Genomic DNA, 20,620 nt, shown 5'->3' with positions numbered 1-20,620 from the left:
TGCTCCAGCGCCCCCTGAAGGGGTGTGGGACAATGTCCACACTTTCCGTCCCGTACTGGGCCAAACAGCCTTCGGACTGGTCAGGATTCCGCGTGTTTCCGCGGGTTCCCACTGTTTGCAAAGGCTGGAATGTAGTTCGGTATTCACGGGAGGCGATTGAGGCCGAGACAGCCAGGCGCGAAGCTGAAGACAACAGTGGCGAAAGGTACCCGTTTTGGAGCGAGAACCTTCCCGGCCGCCGGCGCCTCAAGGACGACTAAGGCAAGGCCACCCGGGCAGGTATGTCCGGTGCCTTAGGGCGCCCAGGCATCGGTTGGAAGTCAGTCATCGTCGTCCATAGATGGCATCTGGCTCTTTATCAGCCGGCCCCAGTCCGATTGGTCCATTGCCCAGTCGGAAAGTTCGTCTTGAAGGGCTTTGCCGCGCGCAGTCCAGTTTTTGGAGAGACTCTCCGTGTAGCTGATGATGTCGTTGAGTCCTCTTAGGTGCAAGTCCTCTTCGCGGAACACCTCCCGAATCTCGTGGGTTCGGGACCAACGGAGCCACTTCAGCATGAAAGGGGTTGATTCCTTCCACAACCGAAGCATTCGCTTCGTTTCGGTGGTCGATACGCCCGGTCCGTTGATGTTCACGTACTCCTCGCGCAGGGCCTGTGAGTACGCGCCCAAGGACTCCCCAGTAGCCAAGGACAGGGTTTCCAGTGCATGGATCCAAGGAAGCCAGAGGACGGCCTGTTCATGCCGGCCCATAGAGTCGCTCTGGTAGACCTGCTGTCCACGCCCAACAGTACCAAGTTCCCCGTTGAATACCCGTATGGTGTCCACCATCAGGCACAAGGCGTGACCTGCGCTGTAGTCGCCGTTGTCGGAAGGGTCATCTGGACGGTGAACAGTTCTTGACCCTTCGACGAGAATATCTGGAAGGAGATCGTACTGACGAGTGGCTACGGCACTGAGGTATTTGTCGTGAACGGCGTCGTCGAGAGTTTGTGGCAGGGATTCAGCGTGCATGGCCACAAGCGTATGGTACCCAGCCGAAGAGGTTCGCCTGACGGTCGTAGCAAGCACGATCCGGGCGCCTCTTCAGGAACTGGCTTGTGGCCTTGGCTTATTCAGCAGGTCTTGACCCGGTCCAGCTGGGGGTTCAGACCCGGTCCATGGGCCGGTCCAAGAAGGCTTTGACCCGTGCCGGTTTGGACTCCCTGACCCGGTCCTCGATAGGGGACACCACTGATGTAATGGACCGGCTCCATGAGTGGGCGCGGGGGAGCGGTTCATTCGAGGCTGCAGCCCAGGCCAAAGAGCTGTACAAGGCGCAGGCCGCTGAGCGCACCGATGAGTTGGCGGTGGCCCGCGCCATCAGGGCCCAGGCCAAGGTTGATGCCGATCGCCTCCTTGGCCCGGTCACCAACATCCCGAAAGCCGGGTCGTCGCGGGATCGCATGAACACGTGGCTCCAGGGCGCCACCGGCGTTATGGGCCGGAAGGTTCTGGCGGACGCCCAGGTCGAGGCAATGACCCGTGAGCTCCAGTCCCGGTTCAAAGCCCGTGGCTACGAGGGGGACACTGTAACTCGGTTGGCCGGGATTGTCGTCGGTGCTGCCGGATCCCTGGTTGGCCCCGATGACTCCATTCCCGCAGCTGCCGCAGAGCCCGCGGAGAAGCAGACGTGGCTCCAGGGCATGGTGGAAAAGGTGGGCGGCCGGGCTCTGCCGGATGATGTGCGGGAGGTGGCCGCCAAGGAGCTGAACGCCAAGCTGAAGCGCCGTGGGTTCGAGAAGGACAAAGCTGCCCAGCTGGTCGACATCATCCTGGGGTGGTAGCTTTTCCTTTGATCCAAGGGGGGTGGGTAGCGCATGGCGCACAAGTACATCTACAAAGCATGTGAGCACTGCAACGAGCAGTTCACCATGAAGGGGCTGCAGACCGTCGAACGGCAGAAGCGGGCCCGGTTTTGCTCCATCGCATGCCGGTCCGCTTCCGGCCGCCGTGACGTCACCTGCAAACACTGCAGCGCTGTCTTCAGCATGAAAGCCAGCGAAGCAGCGGACCGTCACTTCTGCAGCCGCAAGTGCATGTTCGCAGAGTGGGGCTGTGCGGTCTGCTCAAAGATTCGGCCGGAGGAGCGCAGGGCAGCGGGGGACACTCATTGCTCGGACCGGTGTGCACTGACGACGAAGTTGGAGGAACTCGCCAGAAACACGGGCGAACTCCTAGCGGTCTGTCGCAAGTGCAAGCACATCCTTCCCGCGGACCGATTCACCAAGGAACGCAAGAACCGCAATGGCCTCTCCAATGACTGCAAGGGTTGCAGCCGGGCCTACTACGAGGACAACAAGGGCGCCTACCAGCGGCGCCGCTACCAGTACCAGGCAGCGCCAGGCGGGATCATGGTCAACTTCACGTCGGCCCAGAAAGAGGCGCGGTTCGCGCTCTGGGGCGGGCACTGCTGGATGTGCGGGATCGCCGACGCGACTGAAGAGGATCACGTCAAGCCGATTTCGAAGGGCGGGTCCCACTGCCTATCCAACCTTCGGCCCATCTGCAAGAGGTGCAACGCGACGAAACGGGGTGCTTGGCCGTTGCCCTCAGAGTCGCTGCATACCAACTTCCGACACCCCTCACCCCGTGCAGGCAGTGCCCGTGACGAGGTTACCGAGCGCCAGCCGCGCGTCCAGTGGACTTGCCCGCAGTGCCGACGGACAGAGCTGATCAGAGCCTGCGACGCCAGGAACCGCAAGCACTGCTCGCGTGAATGTTCGCATGCAGCCCGCACCGGTTCAACGGTCGACAAGATCTGCCTGAATCCGCTCTGTGCAAAGACCTTTACCTTGCCAGGACAGAAGGGGTCGAAGGCCCGAAAGTTCTGCTCAATCGAATGCGCTTGGGTGGCTCGCGACCGACCGGCCCATTGGCGGGATGTCACCGAAGGCCAGCTCACACCCTCTTCTAAGGGAGGGAGGGACATTAGAACTCCGTTTCTGGGTCAGGTTCCGCTTGCTGCTGGTTGCGAACCTGGCTGAAGACGGCGCCTCTCACAAGAGAGGTTGCAACCTCTCTTGACACCCGGGCTTGTTCGAGACAGACTGGATTTCCTCAACGTCTCTTGTAACCTGTCTTGGAGTTCTCATGCTAATCCCCATCACTGTCCACGTCCCCGAACACCGCTACCAGGAGTTTCTGAGCCGCTTTGTTGAGTTCCTAGCCGACGTCCCAGACCCGGACGCGCCCACCCGGCTGCCCTCCGGGACCGTCCCCGCATGGATTGAAACCGACGAAGCCCCCGCTATCGCAGCGACACTCTGGGACAAGATTTCACTGCGGGGGCAGGAAGTCCTCCTTCATATGATCCGGGCGACCGATGACCAGACCATGCACTTCCTTCCACGCGAAATCGCAGAGGCTACCTCGGACCCGAAAGGCGCGGCCGGCGTCGCAGGCACCCTCGGCGGCGTGGGGAAGGCAGTGCGCCGCGCGGGCCTTCCTATGTACATCACCCCCAGGGGCAAAACCTGGCACTACATCTGGGATTGGGACGGTGTGCGTTACTCCATGACCCCCGAGGTCGCTCGACTACTGCGTGGGGCCGCGGACAACTGACCGGTTACCCCCGTACGTCAGGCAATCGCTGGTACTGCGGCCACTGCGTGGCAGCAGTACCAGCGAGCCGCGTAGGGACACTCAAACCGTCCTGTAAGTACGTCAAGTCGTGCACCCCGTGGCGGAACAGTTACTTGGGCGTGTTGTCCAATTCATGGGTTACCAGCACGAGTGATCCGTCCTGGAGCTGGCTTCGGTTAATCCCCGTCGTTTGCGGTGACCAATCTGTTCGGCTGGTTGCGGGATGACAGCGATGATGCCGCGGTCGCGAAGGTAGGTTGGAGTCGGTCGCCCGGTTCCATCCACTAATTGATGGAAACAAACGGACCGCGTGGACGCTCATGGTGCTGCTGCTCTGGATCAACGGTTACCGGCACAGCTTCGCCACAGATGAAGGCTTCGACCTCGTCGTCGGAGTCGCCGCGGGCACTATCAACTTGCTGGACTCTGCCGCTCAACTTTCCAGGCATCTGGTGCCCCGGTAGTCCTTCGGCGCCCCCGAAAGGGGGTGTGGACAATGTCCACACTTGTCGTCTCGTACTGGGCCAAAAAGCCTTCGGACTGGTCAGGATTCCGCATGTTTTCGCGGGTTCCCAGTGTTTGCAAGGGCGGGAATGCAGTTCGAGTCCCACCTCGGGCACAGCATATCCCCTCGTCAAAGGGGTTTTTGCTTTAACGTGTTGACATAGCTTGTGGTGGCGTCCCTCTGACGCTAGATTTGCGGGCTGTGGCCTGGCTGCCGCGGGGCCTATTCAGGTGTGTGGGGTGGCGGGTTCAGGGTCCTGGCTAGTTGGCCTTCCGCCTGCTGTGGTGGGGTTATACGGTTCCTCGTTCCGGTCTTGTCGGGTTGGTCGGGGTGGCCAACACCGATTCATGGTCTGTTAGCGGCCATGAAAAACTGCCCATAGGCGGCCACGAAATTGCCCGCTGGCGGCCAGTAGAACTGCCTGCCGGTGGCCATGAGATCTGCCCACTTCCTTACTGAACCGACCGCGTCTTAAGCGGTGGGGGCCTCTCCCTGGGGTTTGATGACGGTGTCTAAGCGCACCAAGCGAACCAGGAAGAGGCCCTGTATGAAGTCTGACGGAGAAATCATGGAAATACTTGCTGCCTACGATCTGACCGGGTCGTTGCGCGCTACCGCGGAGCTCACCGGCTGCTCGCACCACACCGTTGCCAAACACGTCCAGGCCCGCGACGCGGGCCGGCCGATCGGGGAACCCGCGGCCCGCGGCCGGGTCACCGACGGGTTCCTGCCCAAGATCGAGGAATGGATCGAAGCCTCCAAGGGCCGGATCCGTGCCGATAAGGCCCACGAAAAGCTCCTCGCCCTGGGCTACACGGGTTCGGAACGCTCGACCCGCCGCGCGATCGCACAGGTTAAAGCCGCGTGGCGGCTGGGCCATACCCGCGTTCACCGGCCCTGGATCACCGAACCGGGAATGTGGCTGCAGTACGACTTCGGCGACGGCCCCCGGATCGGCGGGGTGAAAACCATCCTGTTCGTGGCCTGGCTGGCGTTCTCCCGCTTCCGGATCGTGATCCCGCTGCGGGACCGGACCGCGCCGAGCGTGTTCGCGGCCCTGGACCGGTCCTTCCGGATCCTCGGCGGGGCACCGACCTATGTCCTGACGGACAACGAGAAGACCGTGACCACGGCCCATGTTGCCGGGGTCCCGGTCCGGAACCAACAGACCCTGGACTTCGCCCGGCACTACGGGATCACCGTGCTGAGCTGCCAGCCCGCGGACCCTGCCACTAAGGGCGGAGTTGAAGCGTCCGTGAAACTCGCCAAGGCCGACCTCGTGCCGAAGGACACCAACCTCCGGGCCGAGTATGGCTCCTTCGCCGAACTCGAGGCCGCCTGCCAGGTCTTCATGGACGAGGTCAATCACCGTGAGCACCGGGTGACGCGGCGTAAACCCGCGGCGGTGCTCGCCGAGGAAGCCCCCAGGTTGCACCGGATCCCGGACACCGCCCACACGGTCGCGTTCGGCCTGGCCCGCAGCGTTCCGGAGAACACCCCGATGGTCACCTTCGAAAACGCCCAGTACTCGGTCCCGGCCCACCTGCTCGGCGCACGGGTGTTCGTCCGCACGCACGGCACCGGACCGGACGAGCAGGTCATCATCGTCCACCACGGCGCCGGGGGACCGGTCGAAGTCGCCCGCCACGGACGGGCACGGCCCGGCAGCCCCGCCATCAACGATGAACACTTCCCCGGAACCAGGGCAAAGGTTCCTGGCGATTATGAGGTCAGGGCCCGCAGCGCTGACGAAGCAGCGTTTCTGGCCATCGGCGAGGGCGCCAGGACCTGGCTGATCGAAGCCGCCGCGGCCGGGACGGCACGGATGAACGTGAAAATGGCCGAAGCCGTCACCCTGGCTAAAATCGCCGGCACTGACCACGTCGATCGGGCACTCGGCGATGCCGCCCTGCACGGCCGGTTCGCGCACCCGGACCTCGCCTCGATCCTGAACGCCAACATCCGCCGCACCACCACGCACGCCGCCAACGAAGCGACCTCCCTGACCCAGGGAACCAGCGCGTGGGCCGCTATCGGAAACCCCGCCCTGAACACCACCGCCAACATCACGCCGGAGGAGGCCCGATGAGTCCCGTGACCACGACCAACACCGCGGCTCCGCCGCTGCCAGCGGACCTGGAGGCCCTGATGCGGTCCCTGAAAATGCCCCACGCCCGGGCGCTGGCCCCTGAACTGATCGCGACCGCCCGCGCCCAGCGCTGGGAACCTGTCGAGGTCATCAAAGCCCTCTTCACCGAGGAAGCCGCCGGCCGGGCCCGGTCCATGCTCGCCTCCCGCCGCAAAGCTGCTGGCTTCCCGACCGGCAAAACCTTCGACGCCTGGGACCCGGACGCGTCCTCCATCCCCGCCCCGACCCAACAGGCCCTCCGGACCCTGGAATGGATCAACCGGCGGGAAAACCTGGTGGTCTGCGGACCCTCCGGAACAGGGAAAACCTTCTTCCTCGAAGCCCTCGGCCAGCAGGCCGTCGAAGCCGGGATGCGCGTGGCCTGGTTCAGGCTCGAGGACCTCGGCGTCCTGATCCGGGCGCACCGCACCGACGACAGCGTCACCCGCGCCGTCACCCGGATCCTCCGCGCGGAGCTGGTGGTGATCGATGACATCGGCCTGTTGCCGGTGGCCACGGACGCGGCCGAAGGCCTCTACCGGGTCGTGGACGCAGCCTACGAAAAACGGTCCGTCGCGATCAGCTCCAACCTCCACCCCGCCGGCTTCGACGAACTCATGCCGAAAACCCTCGCCACCGCCACCGTTGACCGGCTCCTGCACCACGCCCACGTCTGCCAGACCAGCGGCGATTCCGTCCGCCTCACCCAAGCCCTCGCCGGAAAAGGAGTCACCCGCCTGACCTAACCAACCCAAGAATGGCCAACCCCGCCGAACCAATCAGTGGGCAGATCTGTTGGCCATCACCGGGCAGTTTTACTGGCCACCAGCGGGCACATCAACTGACCGCCCGTGGGCAGAACGTAATGGCCATTGACAATGGTCCGGGGTAGCGGGACGACATGACGCCGCAAAATCGGGTGCGAATGTTATTGGAGGGCTCCAATATGACGCCCCGGGAGCCGTATGGGCTCGGCTTGTCCTGCCAAAAGGGGTGTGGACACTGTCCACACTTACGTATGCTTTGTTTGATCGCCGGGCGGAAGACTGACGTAGCGAATATAAGGGTTGCTGGCGGTGCCTGGTGTCCTGACAGCGCAGGCAGGCCGCTTTGCAGCCGTCAGAAGGACAACTGCGAAGCCCGGCGCCTGGAGTTCAAGAGCGGGGGGGAGGAGCGCTCCATGATGGACGGACAGGAGTCGACCCGATAACTGGCACCTTGTGTGTTTGGACAGGGCAGTTACTCCCGGTTCTAGCGCGCTCTAACCTGGGACTTCGCCGTGCTGTTCCGCCGATTGGACCGCTCTGATACTCGAGGACCTGATGTGGACAACTGAAGAACAGGCTAAACCAGATGTGTTGCAGTTTTAAGGTTCTGGAACATCCCGTAGATGGGCCGAACGGGGTCTACCTCTGCGGCATCGAGCAGGCCGGCCGTGTCGTTGTTCCTAACCGGGTCGTGCAGGGCGATGTATCAGGGTGCGCCGGGGCATCAAAGGTCACTTTCCCTTTAGTGGAGATAGTCCCAACTGAGACACGTTGTTAAGACGCCATCGTTCTCTGGAACCGCTGCGAAGCAAGGGGTTTCCAAACGGCTGACAGGTCGGTTCTCCTGTCGCGATAAAGACTCCTTTGCTGAGATGTCCGTGAGGAATGGTTGTATGCGATGCAGCACTCGCGGCCGTCACAGCCGTTCAAAACCCAGCACTCATCACTTCTTCTACGAGAAAAATGGAAACTGGCATGTGGAACAGAATCCCAGATTCGCAAGCCGGCTGATGCCGGTTTCGCGGGCGGGGGCGGGCCAGTGCGTTTATTCCGTTTGACGCGTTGACCCACGCCGGGAAGGTCTAGGCTGGCGCAGCTTGCCGGTTCCTGCCTTGGTAGAGCCGGCGGTAGCTTGAAGGTGTGGTGTTGAATTTCCGGGTGAAGTGGAGCCGGAAATTTGCTGTTGTTCCCAGTCCGGTCCTGGAAGCAACCGTCTGTACCGTCAGGTCGGTGGTTTCCAGGAGCCTGCATGCTTCGGCTATGCGTTGATCATTCAGCCAGCTCAAAGGTGTCATTCCTGCTTCGGCCGTGAATTTCCGGGCGAAGCTCCTGGCGGACCAGCCGGCATGTGTAGCCATCTCATCGACTGTGAGCGGTTCAGCCAGGTTTTGCCTGGCCCAGGCGCAGGTGTCGGCGAAGAGGGCCAAGGGTGCGGCGACCGCCCGTTCCATGAACTGGACTTGGCCCCCTTCCCGGTGCGGGGCCACTACCATTCGCCGGGCAATGCTGTTGGCGGCCTCGGTTCCATAGTCCTTGCGGACCAGGTGCAGACATAGGTCTATGCCTGCCGCGACCCCGGCGCTGGTGCTGACGCTGCCTTGGTCTATGTACAGGACGTCTGCGTCGACAGTGACTCCCGGGTACAGGGTTTGCAGGCGTTCGGCGTTTCTCCAGTGGGTGGTTGCCCGCTTGCCGTTCAAGAGACCTGCAGCAGCGAGAGCGAAGGCCCCTGTGCACACCGAAACCACGCGCGCTCCGCTGGCCGCTGCCTGACGGAGGGCCTCGCAGACTTCGGCTGGCGGGTCCTTGAGCGGTGCGTAGCCGGGCACCACGACCGTATCCGCCGACAGGAGGGCCTCCAAGCCATCAAGCGCCTGGATGGAAAACCCGGAGGTCGTCGGAACCAGGCCGGGCTGGGCTGCGCAGACCCGGAAGGAGTACCGTCGCCGCTCATCTTCGTGGCCGAAAACCTGCGCCGGAATGGCAAGGTCGAAAGCGACCACATCCGGCACTGCCAGTGCGACGACTCGGTGCATAGGGCCACTGTACTCACGAAGGCGCCAGGCGGGGCAGAATCCTTTCCATGCAGGGCATTTTTCCCGTGCATTTCGGCTGACGGTCAATGACAGCATGGGCGCATGACAATCATTTCGGCAGGGCAGAAAACGACCGCTGCCACTCCCACGGGCCCCCTATCCAAGGGCCAGGACCGTCCGCCCCGAGCTGATCCTGCCCCGAAAGGACACATCGGTTGGGTGGTGGCCGGCTCCTTGGTCACCGGAGCCCTCGCTGCACTATTGCTGGCCGCCGCCCCGTTCACCCAGGCAACCGAAAGCGGCGTGGCCGGAGGCATCCTGGTGGGACTTGCCGTGGGATGGGCCATGCTCGCTGTGCTGTCGGCCCTGTTCACCGATCAACCACAGAAATGGGCAGCGGCTCCAGCGCTCTTCATGGGAATCAGCGGTTTCCTGCTGGTGGTGTTCGGCCCCCCAACCCAGGAAATGCTCGCCTGGGTGTGGCCCCCCGCCCTGTTGGTGTTAGCGGTGTGGATGATTGTCCAGGCCCGACGGCAGCTACGTAGCCGGAGCGGTCGCTTCCTGCTGTACCCAGTGATCGCGATGCTGGTGCTGGCTTCATTGGGCGGCGGCTTCGAAACAGTGCGCACAACGGCGGACACGGGCTCTCCAGCACAGGGTCAGTTGATTGACGTCGGCGGACACCGCCTCTACCTGAACTGCACCGGCTCAGGCAGCCCCACCGTCGTGCTCGAACCGGGCGCAGGCATGATGTCCTCCGAGCTCGGATGGATAGCACCAGCCGTTGCCCGCGACACCCGGGTGTGTGTCTACGACCGGGCAGGCCGCGGGTGGAGCGATCCGGCGAACAATGTGCAGGACGGCGGCCAGATCGCGGCCGACCTCCACACACTGCTCCAGCGCGGAAACGTGCCGGGACCATATGTGCTGGCGGGACATTCGTTCGGCGGCCTCTACGCACTCACATTCGCCGCCCGCTATCCCCAAGACGTGGCCGGGCTGGTCCTGGTCGACTCAACCGCACCAGCAGCGGACCCGGAATCAGGCCACGGCACGAGCGCGGACTCCGAGGACACGATGAACCGTGCCTCCGCACTGGCTTCCATCGCAGGGCTTCTCGGCCTGGGCCGGTTGCTCGGCGTGACACCCGGCCACCTCCAGAGCACGATAGCCGAGTACATTCGAGCGGGCTCATCGACGCAGCAAGCCGCAGAGCTGAAGAACTTCAGCGATAAGCCGCTGGTCGTCCTGACCGCAGGCAGCGGGAACCAGCCCGGCTGGACCGCTTCGCAGGAAGCCCTTGCCTCACTCTCGACCAACAGCCTGCGCCGCGTCATCGACGGGGCCACCCACACGTCATTGATCTTCGACCAAGAGGACGCGGCCACGACCGCTCGGGGGATCCTCGACGTCGTCTCCGCCGTGCGGAGTGCAAGCCCGCTCATCCCGTAGGGCAGAGGAAGCCCGCGACTTCCTCATCGAGGGAAAGTGGAACCTTCGATGCCGAGGTTGGCGGGGCATTTGGAGCAGAGGCGGCACCATTCGGCTCCGCCGGTACAGTCGCGTGCCTGGCCGGGTCCTCCTTACTTGGTCGCCGGGACCCGCAGTGTGGTGCGTTGGCGCAGTCAGTCCGACCTTCCTCCCGACATTTCCAACATCGACAGGCTGAAGGAACACTAGAGGTCCGCCAGACCGACCCTTCGTCGTCGAGGCACCGTGAGCCTCAATCATTCTCAGAAACGAAGGATTTCAAGAACAGCTTGAATCGAGAATCCAGGTGACGGCCGCTCTGTGACTTTCGGGGATAAATGGCGGCTTTTTCACGGCGCTGTTGGCGCTTGGTGCAGCGGCAGTCAGGCCTAGTGAGTAGTGGATGCATGGACGTCCGGAATCTTCAAAGACCCCATGCCCGGTAACCTGCCAACCCGCACTTTCATATATCTTGCGGGCGGAAAGGTTTTCTTTTAGCACTCCGAGGGTCGCCTTTGCGAATCCCTCCATCACGAGTGACTGAGTGATGTTTGCAAGCAAGGCCCGCCCCAGTCCGCGGGACTGAATCGCGGGGTCAACGGCCAGCAGCGTGAGGTGAGCCGCTCGTGCAGCAGCTGGCGGAGTCTTATCTATTGCCAGCGCAAACCCATAAGTCCTTGAGCCGCTTTCCGCCAGGGTAAGGATACTTCCCGGGACGGTGAGTTTTGCCATTGCTCTGCGCTTTACTTGTTGATCGCTGTGTGTGCCATCACGAACGGCAAGGGCGTTCATCCAGAGTTCTGCGCATCCAGGGAAGTCCGCCTCGGTTCCCGCGCGGAATGTCAGTGGCGCGGGCTGCCTGTTCCTGTTGTGATTTTCCATGCATTCATTTGTAGCGCAGTCGGCCCGATTCGTGTCCGAGGGCTTAGGGAGGGGAATAGAACGTATCTTGCAAACGATCGTTCGTGAGACATCCCGGCGCATGTTCAGCAGACCCCGAAATTCCGGTAGCGATTTGGTAATAGATGCCCTGTACGCATCTATGTAATGCGTTGCCGGGTTGGTGATACGTTGTGGTGATGCGCATTGGCTATGGGCGGGTCTCTACCCGTGATCAGCACCCCGAGGCCCAGCATGATGCTCTGGCCGCGGCTGGCTGCGACCAGGTGTTCGTTGATGTGGCTTCGGGAAAGCTTGCCCGCCGGCCTGAACTGGACAAGGCTCTACTCTCGGCCAACCGGGCAGGGGACCAACTCGTGGTGACCAAACTCGACCGACTCGGCCGGTCGTTGGAAGACCTCATCGAAGTCTCCAAGACTCTCCAAGAGCGCGGGGTCGATCTGGTGGTCCTGGACCAAAGCATCGATACGTCCACCGCAATGGGGCGGATGTTCTTCCAGATCCTTGGCTCAATTGCCGAGTTCGAACATGCCCTGATGTCCGAACGGACGCGTGACGGTTTGGCCGCGGCGAGGGCTCGTGGGCGCACCGGCGGGCAGAAACCCAAGCTCGGCCCGCGCCAGGTGAAGCTGGCCCGGGAAATGTATGAAGAAAAGGGCGCGGACGGGAAGCGGGCTCACACGGTGGAACACATTGCCCAGGAATTCGGCGTCACCCGGCCCACGATCTATCGGCACCTCGCGAAACCATGACCTGCCGCCCGGTCGTGGAACACGACGCCGGCATGTCCGTGGGGCGAGAGCCCTGCGCAGATCGTGCAGGTTAAATAATTACGGATTGTGCAGAGGAGTATTGAGCGGAATGCGGTTTCGGGCAGGCGACTTCTGACACTTCGGTATCCATACTCGGCTGCACAACCCCGGAAACACGCGGCCAGTTGTGCAAACGGGTACTGAAAACGACACGGCCGCTAACCACTCCTCAGCTCCATAACAGTGTCTTGAAAAGCTTTTGTTTTCTAAGACAGATGAGCAATTTTCGACGTCTGGTTACGCTTGCCGGACTGCTGGGCATTAACCGGGTATGAGCTTACGAACGCTCCTGGGGTATCGCGGACCTTGGAAAAACAGAAGCGGTTTACGGCGCTCACGCGGCCTGCCACGAGCGCGTCTACCGCTACCTCCGCCGCCGGACCAGGAGTCGTTCCACCGCCGCGGACTCCCGAGTTGCACAGGTGATTGGGGTTCTGGAGCGTTTGCGCAGTTCAGGCAAGCGACGGATCCGGAAATGGGGCACTAACGGGTAGCCTGCTGGGGTGTCTCCGCATATCCGGAAGGTGAAAACCGGCTCGGGCGCGACCGCGGTTCAGATCGTGGAGAAGCGTTCCGGGGTCCGGCGGATCCTTGAGCATCTCGGTTCAGCCCACGACGAAGCTGGGGTGGCAGCCTTGGTGCGCGCCGGACAGGAGCGCCTGAACGCCGGCCAGCAGGCCGTTGAGCTCGACCTCGCCCCAGCCGGCACAGAATCCGCGCCTCCGGCCCATAACGCGGTGGTCGCCGGATCCCGGTGCGAAGTCCTCTGGGGAGTCCTCGCGGAGGCCTACTCCCGGCTGGGGTTCGACATCCTCGGGGACGAGGCATTCGCCGCGATGGTACTCGCCCGGCTCGTGGAACCAGCCTCGAAAGCCGCCACGGTCGGGATCCTCGAGGATCTCGGCGTGGCCGCCCCGCACCGGAACACCCTGGGAGCCGCTCTGAAACGCTGCCAGGCCCGCGACTACCGCGGCGCCCTGGCCAAGGCGTGCCTGGCCCACTCGGCCCGCACCACCGGGACCTCGGCGATGGTCCTCTATGACGTCACCACCCTGCACTTCGAGAACGAGGACGAGGACGAACTCCGCAAAGTCGGGATGAGCAAGGAACACCGCGTCGATCCGCAGGTTCAGGTCGGGCTCCTCGTGGACCCGGGCGGATTTCCTCTGGAGGTGCACTTGTTCGAGGGGAACAAGGCCGAGACGACGACCCTCATCCCCGTCCTGGAAGCCTTCCAGACCCGTCACGGCGTCACAGACATGGTCGTCATTGCCGACGCCGGGATGCTCTCGGCCGGGAACCTGAACGCGCTCGAGGATGCCGGGTTCTCGTTCATTGTCGGTTCCCGCCTGACCAAGGCCCCGTACGATCTGGCCGAGCACTTCGAACGCCGCGGGGACTACTTCGAAAACGGGCAGATCCTCGAATCCAGGCGCGTCATGGGCACGGGCAAGGCCGCGCGGGAGCGCCGGATCGTCTACCAGTACTCGTTCAAGCGTGCCAGGCGCGACAACCGCACCATCAACCTCATGATCGACAAAGCCGAACGCATCGCCGACGGCAAGGTTCCGCTGAAAAGGCCAGATTCCTGAAGGTCACCGGCGCCCAGAAGGCCCTGGATCAGGCCACCATCGACCGCGCCCGCCAACTCAGCGGCCTCAAGGGCTACGTCACTAACCTCCCCGAGATCACGATGCCCGGGGCCGCGGTGATCAATGCGTACCACGACCTCTGGCAGGTCGAGGCCTCGTTCCGCATGACCAAATCCGACCTCCGCGCCCGGCCCGTGTTCCACCGTCAGCGCGATGCCATCGAGGCCCACCTCACCGTCGTGTTCGCAGCGCTGGCCATCGCCCGCCATCTCCAGGATGCTACCGGCGTCACGATCAAGAAGCTTGTGCGGACACTCAAACCGCTGCGCACCGTAACCGTCTGCATCGGAACCCAGACCATCACCGCCGCCCCAGCCATCGGACCAGAAGCCCGGACCATCCTCGACCAGCTACCCCCAATCAACGCACCGGGGCACTAAGCCTGTGCAACTCGGGCAGGAGTCGTTCCACCGCCGCGGACTGTTGCAGCCGAGGGATTTCGCCATCGCATGGGAGAAGAACACCGTGGACCTGAATACCGGCGGCGTAACCCCGAGCCCAAGATTCCCCACCACAGTTCAGGTAGGCCACCAAGGACAGTAACACCCCAGTAACGCCCGCAGAGCTATGTTCAAGAAACAAAACCACGCCACTAGAGCGCGGCTTAATCCGCGCGAGAACCGGGAGGCTGAGGAAGGTGGCGTTAAAGCCCGAAAAGACCCAAACGTACGAGCTAATTTCAACTGCGGGCAGAGGCAGATCCAGGTTACCTCTATCGTTTTGATCGTCGGCTTGGTCGTGCTTGCAGCCGACGATTAAAAGTCTGGGCGCCAGCCCTACTTTTCGCCCTATATCAACCAAACATAAAACCGTAGTTTTAGACCCAAAAGCACTGAGAGTGACAACGGAGGCGACATGGCGGCTCTCGGAATGTTGGCGGCAAGTATCTACGAGCTGCACAGGAAAATCGACGAGCCGATAAACAATAACGCAATGTTTATCGCCCAATTCCTCGCGGATCTTCTCGATGCTGGCGCTACACTCTCGGACATAGAACGGGAGCTGCGTAAGACCAACAGCCGTGTGTTCCTCATCGCGCTGCCAATGACGAAAGAACTCGACGAGCAGTGCACCCTCTACCGGCCGGACGTCCCCGATCAAACCGTCGAGCTTAAGTACCACTTGTGGATCGGATTTAACGGAGCACAGGAGGCCGAACACATGCTACGGGAGCACGCGTTGATTGCCGAGGAGAATCTCTGGCACCTCGATGCCACAGGATTTCTGCAACAGCGCGACGATGGCACGAGCCAGCGTCAGGGCAAACACGCTCCACCGGAATTGGACGAGATCCTTAAGTGGCTTCTGCTCGACGCGGAGAGCTGGGCCGGCATTCGCGACACGATCCGTGAGTATTTCGCACTCCTCACCACGGCAGCGAGCCTCGAGACACTGGACAAGTGGACGGAGGCCGTGAAGGCCCAGGGAGTGCCGACGGACCGTTTCATTCAATTGCGAGACCTCTTGCAGACTGCCCGCGATCACGGTCTGGAGACGGCGTTCGCGTCATCCGAAAAGATGGTGCTCGAAGCGCTACTGGCTCTCCTGAGTGCGCCGACGTGGGAGGCGGCGGCGGACGTCATAGCCGTCAACCCAGACGAGCTGTCGAGCGAGCTGGCCCGCCAAGCGCTAGCAAAGATGGCGGACGACCCCAATTACTCGCAGGAGCAGATCGCCATCCTCCACGCCCATCGACAGTTCCTCGAAGACACACAGCAGGACGGCATCGCGGTGGCCGTCGAGCGCGCTGTCGTGACGGCGCCTGAGAAGCTTGGCACGCCGCTCCGAGAATCGCTGGTTGCCGCATACCTCGGCGCGGAAGACTTCACGTCGGCGGCCGAGGTTCTCTTTCGGTTCGAAACCGAGCTGCTACAGGTACCGATCGCAGAGTTGGCCACCCACTCACTTGCCCTGAAAGACCCTGCGCGTTTCACCGAACTTCGCGGCCTCTTCGACGTGGCTCGAGAGCGGGGCACGAAGGACGCGTACGAGCTATGGGCCGAACTGCACGAGATCGCTCACGCGGTCAACGCGTCGGATAACGAACTGATTCGGGCCACCGAACGCCTGCAGGAAATAGCAGCGTCAACCAAAACATTGGCGCGAGAACGAGCGCTGGAACTGCTGCTAGTCCGCTACGAAGAACTCCGTCAATACGACGATCAACTCGAAGTCGCGAAGACGCTCCTAGCGACACGGTCGGCGGCGACCCGCGCCGAAAGAGCTGCCGACGACCGCGTGAACCTAGGCATCGCGTACTCCCGAGTCGGCCGCCTTCGCGAGGCGGAGCAGGAATTCCTAGCGGCGACGTCGGCCATCGAAGCGCTCCGCGAACCGTTCAAGCGAGCCGCCCTATGGTTTAAGATCGGATACTTTTTCGGCGAGTTCAAACAACAGTCGAGCGACCAGATCGCCTATTACCGGCGGTCGGTCGAGGACTTCCGGGCCGATGCCTCGCGGCTGGAGTCGGCATATGTTCTGAACGAACTCGCCACCATCTACGCCGACCTCGACCGACCGCATCTGGCAGCTATGTACGCGACGATGGCGAATGAGCAGTACTCCCGCAGCGCCTCATCACTGCCATGCATCTTCGGCGACCGCCCGACCATCTTCTTCGAGATTCAACTGACACTCGCCAAGGCGCAGATTAGTCTGGGCCAGACCGACGCGGCACTGGAGCGGCTTACGACGGTCCTGTCCATCCATCCAGTCGAAGACGACACACTCATGCAGTCGGCACAACGTCTGGCATTTTTTGCCGAGCTCCGTGCTGGCCATCTGAACGAGGCCGAGGGACGTCGGTTGGCCTGGCTCCGGTCCGGCGAAAATCCCGCGTCCGTCGTGGCCGAAGCGCTCGTCGCGTTGGCACGGGCCGGAGTCTCGTTCGAATTCACTGGTCCGGCTCAAGGCATTATCGGACCCGCAGGCGTCGCCGTTGCGCCAATGGATCCCGCCGAGCCGGCGCTCAGCACGGTCCCCCTCAAGCTCGCCGACGTCGCCAACGCTGTAACCCAACTCGGCGGAGACCAAGGCGAGTTACACCGCACAGTTGGCACTGGCTCGGCCGCCGAACTGAGCATCGTGCTCCTGGCGACACTTGGGGTGACGGAGGCGTCGGACTCGTGGGACAGGCTCCTGGCGAAGCGGGTCTTCGGCAAGCTGGAGGCAGAGGCCATGGCTGCTATGCGAGCGAGGGTGCGCGCAACCCAACCACCGGCGCCGAGCCTGCCGGCCCTTGAACCGAGCAGCTCCTGGGACGAGGTCGTAATGCACTATGGCAACCTCCGGGTTTGGGAGATGCCGGATCTGGCGGTCTACGGACCGATCCTCGATCACTATGTTGGCAAGTCGAGATTCGGCTGGTCAATGCGAATTAATCCACCAGCGCTTTCACCCGAATCTCTGGACTTCTTTTTCTTCCGCTCCGACCCAGAAGATCACTTGGTCGATTACATTGATGCGTGCGCGTACTTCCCCGACGGCGAATTCATACTCTGCTCACTGCCGTTCCTGGAAAACCTCTATGGCGCAATAGCGACCGACTGGTCTGCCCACCGCGAGCAGATTAAGCGCGGGCTCCAGGACGACTGGGATACGGGAGACCTCGATGGCGTCTCCGACGAGCTCGCAAATATGATACGTGCTCGCGAGGCCATCCTCCTCGAATGGATAATCGCTCATGAGGTTGGCCATGCCCACCATCGACACACGTACCCGACCAACATCGAGATCGCGACAGCCCTTGAAAACGAGGCCGACACGTTTTTCCTGCAGCATCTGGGGGACGATTACGTTGACGAGATCCTCCAATCCTTGTTCGGGCAACTCAACATCCTGTACAGGAACGAGTGCCTACTACAGCATGGTCGGCTGCCCAAGGGAACGGACCTGCGCCTCAGCGATGAGGCGAAGGCGAGTGGCCACGTGCCGGTGGTGTTTCGCGCAATAGCGCTGCTCCAGGTGATTCTGGCCAAACACCCATATGGCATACATATGGAATACATTCGGAAATTCGATCGATCTATACGGGCACGGAGGACCAAGACGCTATGACTGCAGAGCAGACATTTTCGACGGACGTAGAATGGCGCGGCAAGCGGCACAGCGTGGTGATCACGGGATCGTTCATCCGGCCCTTAGCGTTCGACGTCCCCGGCAGCGCGAAACGGCAGAGCCCGGCCCCCAGCGTTCGTTTGCGCTTCACTTGCGCCAGTTGCGGGGATGAGGCGGTCTTTCTATTCAAGGCTCCATCGGCTGACTGGCGACGGCCGTTTAGCGTCCATAGCGTGACCCATCACGAGGACGACGGAGACGATGATCCGAGCAACTGAGCTGGGCAGTGGCGACAAAGAGAAGATCGCGTTCGCCTGGGAGGTCATGAAGGGCTCCAACGAAGTCGTTGTATCATTCGCACGTCTCATGACCACGGTCGCGCTGACTGCAGTCGGTGTCGTATTGACCCTGGCCAAGCTGACAGGGCTGGAGGGGCCAGCCTCCGCCGGTCGCCTGGTTTGGCTAGCCGCATCATGCGGCGTCTATCTGTTTTCCAGTCTCGTCTTCTCGTACGCCGTCCGGGGGCAGCGGTTGGCGGTCAGCCCGGATGACTTCGAAGAGGTCATCGAGCAATTTCTCCTCGCCGCAAACCGTCGACACCGGGCGACGGAGATCGGCCTCGCCTTGCTAGCGATCGCCACAATCTCATCAATCATTATGATCGTCACAGCGTTAGCCAGTTAGCGGTCGTCTCGTCTCTAAGTGGCCTTAGCGGTTTTGAAGCTAACAGACAATTGATTGTTGACTCCGAATCCCCCTTACGCTCTCGCGGCCGCCGGGCGTGGATCCCGACGCTATCTACGTCGATCACGGATTCACCGGCACACAAGGCGAACGGCCCGGCCTTGGCAAGCCTTGGCCGCGTGCCGCAAGGGAGACACCCTTGTGGTTACCAAGCTTGACCGCCTCGCTCGGTCGCTGCCCGACGCCAGGGACATCGCGGACGAGCTCACCCGCAAAGGGGTTGCCCTCAACCTTGGCGGCAGCGTCTACGACCCTCACGATCCGGTAGGGAAGCTGCTATTCAACGTCCTGGGCATGGTTGCCGAGTTCGAAGCCGACCTCATCCGCGCCAGGATGCGGGAAGGAATGGCAGTTGCAAAAGCCAAGGGCCGGCTGCGAGGGAAACAACCAAAGCTCTCGAAAGCCCAAGAGGCGCACCTCGTTAGCCTCCACCAGGCGGGGTGCACACCACCACCGAGATCGCTGAACTCTGAACCGTACCGGGTTTGATGCCGCTTCCTTTTTTGTGAAGGATAGCGATTATGCCCAAGCGATACCCCCAGGATCAGCGTGAGCGTGCAGTGCGGATGGTCCTGGACCACCTCAGTGAGTACGACTCCGTTTTGCCGCCTGTTCTGCCATTGGACCGAAGCTCAATATCGGCAGGGAGTCCCTGCGCCGGTGGGTTCTCCAGGCGCAGATCGACGCTGACGAACGCCCCGGCGTCACTAGTGCCGAGCAGACCCGGATCAGGGAGCTGGAGAGCGAGAACCGGGAACTGCGAGAGGCAAACGAGATCCTGAAGAAAGCCTCGATTTTCTTCGCGAGGGAGCTCGACCCTCGCCGCCGCAAATAGTTGGATTCATCGACGAACTGCGTGCCGATGGCCACGGGGTCGAGTCAGCCTGCAAGGTCCTGCGTGAGCAGGGCGTGCAGGTTGCCCCGCGGACTTACCGGTCCTGGAAATCCAAAGCACCCGCCGTCCGGACTGTCACGGATGCCGCTATCGTCAATGCGCTGAAAGACACCACGGATAAACCCGAATCCCTGTACGGGCGGCGGAAAATGACAGCCTGGCTGCGCAGAGAGGGCCACGACGTCGCCCGATGCACCGTGGACCGGCTCATGCGGGATGAAGCCATGAACGGCATCGTCCGGGGCCGGAAACCTAGGGCCGGCGCGCCAGCGCAGGAATCCCAGCGGGCCCCGGATCTGCTGAACAGGGACTTCACCGCGGCCCGGCCGAACGCCGTGTGGGTCACCGACTTCACCTATGTCAGAACGTGGGCAGGCTTCGCGTATGTGGCCTTCGCCATTGATGTCTTCTCCCGCGCGATCGTGGGCTGGCACGCCTCCAGCATCAAAGACACGGACATGGTGCTCACCACCTTGAAGATGGCCCTCTGGCGCCGGGACCAGGCCGGAACGCCGGTCCCTGAGGGCATGGTCCATCACAGTGACGCCGGATCCCAATACACCTCGATCCGATTCGGAGAGGCACTGCTGCTCGAAGGCCTGGCGGCTTCCGTCGGCAGCGTCGGCGACGCGTACGACAACGCCCTCGCGGAATCCACGATCGGTCTCTACAAGAACGAATGCGTGCGCAAAGGCAGCCCCTTCATGACAGGCCCGCTCAAGCAATTGGCGGATGTGGAGAAGGCGACCATGAACTGGGTCCACTGGTACAACACAGCGCGGCTGCACAGCACCCTGGCCATGATCCCGCCCGACGAGTTCGAGCAGAACTACTATGCTCAAATAGAGGCCTCATCAGACGACGAGGCCACCAGCAAGAAGACGGCCTAAAACCCGGTACGGTTCACTGTCCTACAGGGGCCATCCGAACCTGTCACAGTCAACCAGATAAGCAACAAAGGCGAGCCCAATATTTGCGGATGCAACCACATTTATGTCCTCGGGTAGTAGCACTCGCAAGAGAATCGAAAGGGCG

The 20,620-nt window shown here is 62.2% G+C and carries 13 protein-coding genes, 3 pseudogenes and 1 other annotated feature; of the genes and pseudogenes, 13 read left to right on the top strand and 3 right to left on the bottom strand.

From position 1 onward, the window contains the following. Positions 1-320: 320 nt before the first annotated feature. Positions 321-1,010: a hypothetical protein gene (locus GUV69_RS05630; RefSeq protein ID WP_208786592.1), complete on the bottom strand. Its 690-nt coding sequence runs from the start codon at positions 1,008-1,010 to the stop codon at positions 321-323. Between the two features lie 92 nt (positions 1,011-1,102). Here GUV69_RS05630 and GUV69_RS05625 point away from each other — a divergent pair, with 92 nt between their 5' ends. From GUV69_RS05625 to istB, 6 genes are all read left to right on the top strand, one after another. Continuing rightward, positions 1,103-1,822, top strand: coding sequence for a hypothetical protein (locus tag GUV69_RS05625; RefSeq protein WP_164200483.1), 720 nt, complete (start codon positions 1,103-1,105; stop codon positions 1,820-1,822). Positions 1,823-1,855: 33 nt separating this feature from the next. Further along, positions 1,856-3,022: an HNH endonuclease gene (locus tag GUV69_RS23600; RefSeq protein WP_164200481.1), complete on the top strand. Its 1,167-nt coding sequence runs from the start codon at positions 1,856-1,858 to the stop codon at positions 3,020-3,022. Between the two features lie 106 nt (positions 3,023-3,128). Beyond that, positions 3,129-3,599, top strand: coding sequence for a hypothetical protein (locus GUV69_RS05615; RefSeq protein ID WP_164200479.1), 471 nt, complete (start codon positions 3,129-3,131; stop codon positions 3,597-3,599). A gap of 278 nt (positions 3,600-3,877) precedes the next feature. Beyond that, on the top strand, positions 3,878-4,084 hold the full coding sequence (locus GUV69_RS05610; RefSeq protein WP_164200477.1) for a type II toxin-antitoxin system death-on-curing family toxin: 207 nt from the start codon (positions 3,878-3,880) through the stop codon (positions 4,082-4,084). Between the two features lie 588 nt (positions 4,085-4,672). Continuing rightward, positions 4,673-6,214 (top strand): IS21 family transposase, encoded by a 1,542-nt coding sequence (gene istA, locus GUV69_RS05605; RefSeq protein WP_164200342.1) that lies wholly within the window; start codon positions 4,673-4,675, stop codon positions 6,212-6,214. Then, the gene (gene istB / locus GUV69_RS05600) at positions 6,211-6,999 is read left to right on the top strand and encodes an IS21-like element helper ATPase IstB (protein ID WP_164198841.1); all 789 of its coding nucleotides are present in this window, start codon (positions 6,211-6,213) and stop codon (positions 6,997-6,999) included. Before istA ends, istB begins: the two co-directional genes overlap by 4 nt. A gap of 1,103 nt (positions 7,000-8,102) precedes the next feature. Here the strand turns inward: istB and GUV69_RS05595 are convergent. Next, entirely contained in the window at positions 8,103-9,056 is a 954-nt protein-coding gene (locus GUV69_RS05595) for a GlxA family transcriptional regulator (RefSeq protein WP_164200475.1), read from the bottom strand. Positions 9,057-9,158: 102 nt separating this feature from the next. On the opposite strand from GUV69_RS05595, the gene GUV69_RS05590 reads away from it, so the two are divergent. Further along, positions 9,159-10,508: an alpha/beta fold hydrolase gene (locus GUV69_RS05590; protein ID WP_164200473.1), complete on the top strand. Its 1,350-nt coding sequence runs from the start codon at positions 9,159-9,161 to the stop codon at positions 10,506-10,508. A gap of 297 nt (positions 10,509-10,805) precedes the next feature. Here the strand turns inward: GUV69_RS05590 and GUV69_RS05585 are convergent, their stop codons facing one another. After that, positions 10,806-11,408, bottom strand: a complete 603-nt coding sequence (locus tag GUV69_RS05585; protein WP_164200471.1) for a GNAT family N-acetyltransferase — start codon at positions 11,406-11,408, stop codon at positions 10,806-10,808. Positions 11,409-11,605: 197 nt separating this feature from the next. On the opposite strand from GUV69_RS05585, the gene GUV69_RS05580 reads away from it, so the two are divergent. The 6 genes and pseudogenes from GUV69_RS05580 to GUV69_RS05555 all read left to right on the top strand — a co-directional run bounded on the left by GUV69_RS05580 (position 11,606) and on the right by GUV69_RS05555 (position 20,475). After that, positions 11,606-12,178, top strand: coding sequence for a recombinase family protein (locus GUV69_RS05580; RefSeq protein WP_164200469.1), 573 nt, complete (start codon positions 11,606-11,608; stop codon positions 12,176-12,178). A gap of 563 nt (positions 12,179-12,741) precedes the next feature. After that, positions 12,742-14,270: pseudogene (locus GUV69_RS05575) on the top strand (IS1634 family transposase). Between the two features lie 475 nt (positions 14,271-14,745). Then, positions 14,746-17,946 (top strand): tetratricopeptide repeat protein, encoded by a 3,201-nt coding sequence (locus tag GUV69_RS05570; protein ID WP_164200467.1) that lies wholly within the window; start codon positions 14,746-14,748, stop codon positions 17,944-17,946. A gap of 261 nt (positions 17,947-18,207) precedes the next feature. After that, positions 18,208-18,630 carry a hypothetical protein gene (locus GUV69_RS05565; protein WP_164200465.1) on the top strand — a complete coding sequence of 141 codons (423 nt, stop codon included), beginning with the start codon at positions 18,208-18,210 and terminating at the stop codon, positions 18,628-18,630. Between the two features lie 67 nt (positions 18,631-18,697). Then, positions 18,698-19,163, top strand: a pseudogene (locus tag GUV69_RS05560) (recombinase family protein). A 48-nt stretch (positions 19,164-19,211) separates the two neighbouring features. Continuing rightward, a pseudogene (locus GUV69_RS05555) lies at positions 19,212-20,475 on the top strand (IS3 family transposase). Next, positions 19,480-19,614 (top strand) — a sequence feature (AL1L pseudoknot). Its footprint overlaps the pseudogene before it by 135 nt. Positions 20,476-20,620 lie beyond the last annotated feature (145 nt).

It is taken from the genome of [Micrococcus luteus] ATCC 49442, from assembly GCF_010367585.1.
GTDB classification, from domain to species: domain Bacteria; phylum Actinomycetota; class Actinomycetes; order Actinomycetales; family Micrococcaceae; genus Arthrobacter; species Arthrobacter luteus_A.
The sequence above is the reverse complement of the archived record's forward strand: the minus strand, read 5'-3'. Positions and strand labels throughout refer to the sequence as shown.

Excerpts from the sequence above, each read along its gene's own strand:
- GUV69_RS05630 (WP_208786592.1), bottom strand. The coding sequence starts at position 1,010 with ATGCACGCTGAATCCCTGCCACAAACTCTCGACGACGCCGTTCACGAC.
- GUV69_RS23600 (WP_164200481.1), top strand. The coding sequence starts at position 1,856 with ATGGCGCACAAGTACATCTACAAAGCATGTGAGCACTGCAACGAGCAG.
- GUV69_RS05615 (WP_164200479.1), top strand. The coding sequence starts at position 3,129 with ATGCTAATCCCCATCACTGTCCACGTCCCCGAACACCGCTACCAGGAG.
- istA (WP_164200342.1), top strand. The coding sequence starts at position 4,673 with ATGAAGTCTGACGGAGAAATCATGGAAATACTTGCTGCCTACGATCTG.
- istB (WP_164198841.1), top strand. The coding sequence starts at position 6,211 with ATGAGTCCCGTGACCACGACCAACACCGCGGCTCCGCCGCTGCCAGCG.
- GUV69_RS05595 (WP_164200475.1), bottom strand. The coding sequence starts at position 9,056 with ATGCACCGAGTCGTCGCACTGGCAGTGCCGGATGTGGTCGCTTTCGAC.
- GUV69_RS05590 (WP_164200473.1), top strand. The coding sequence starts at position 9,159 with ATGACAATCATTTCGGCAGGGCAGAAAACGACCGCTGCCACTCCCACG.
- GUV69_RS05585 (WP_164200471.1), bottom strand. The coding sequence starts at position 11,408 with ATGGAAAATCACAACAGGAACAGGCAGCCCGCGCCACTGACATTCCGC.
- GUV69_RS05580 (WP_164200469.1), top strand. The coding sequence starts at position 11,606 with ATGCGCATTGGCTATGGGCGGGTCTCTACCCGTGATCAGCACCCCGAG.
- GUV69_RS05570 (WP_164200467.1), top strand. The coding sequence starts at position 14,746 with ATGGCGGCTCTCGGAATGTTGGCGGCAAGTATCTACGAGCTGCACAGG.
- GUV69_RS05565 (WP_164200465.1), top strand. The coding sequence starts at position 18,208 with ATGATCCGAGCAACTGAGCTGGGCAGTGGCGACAAAGAGAAGATCGCG.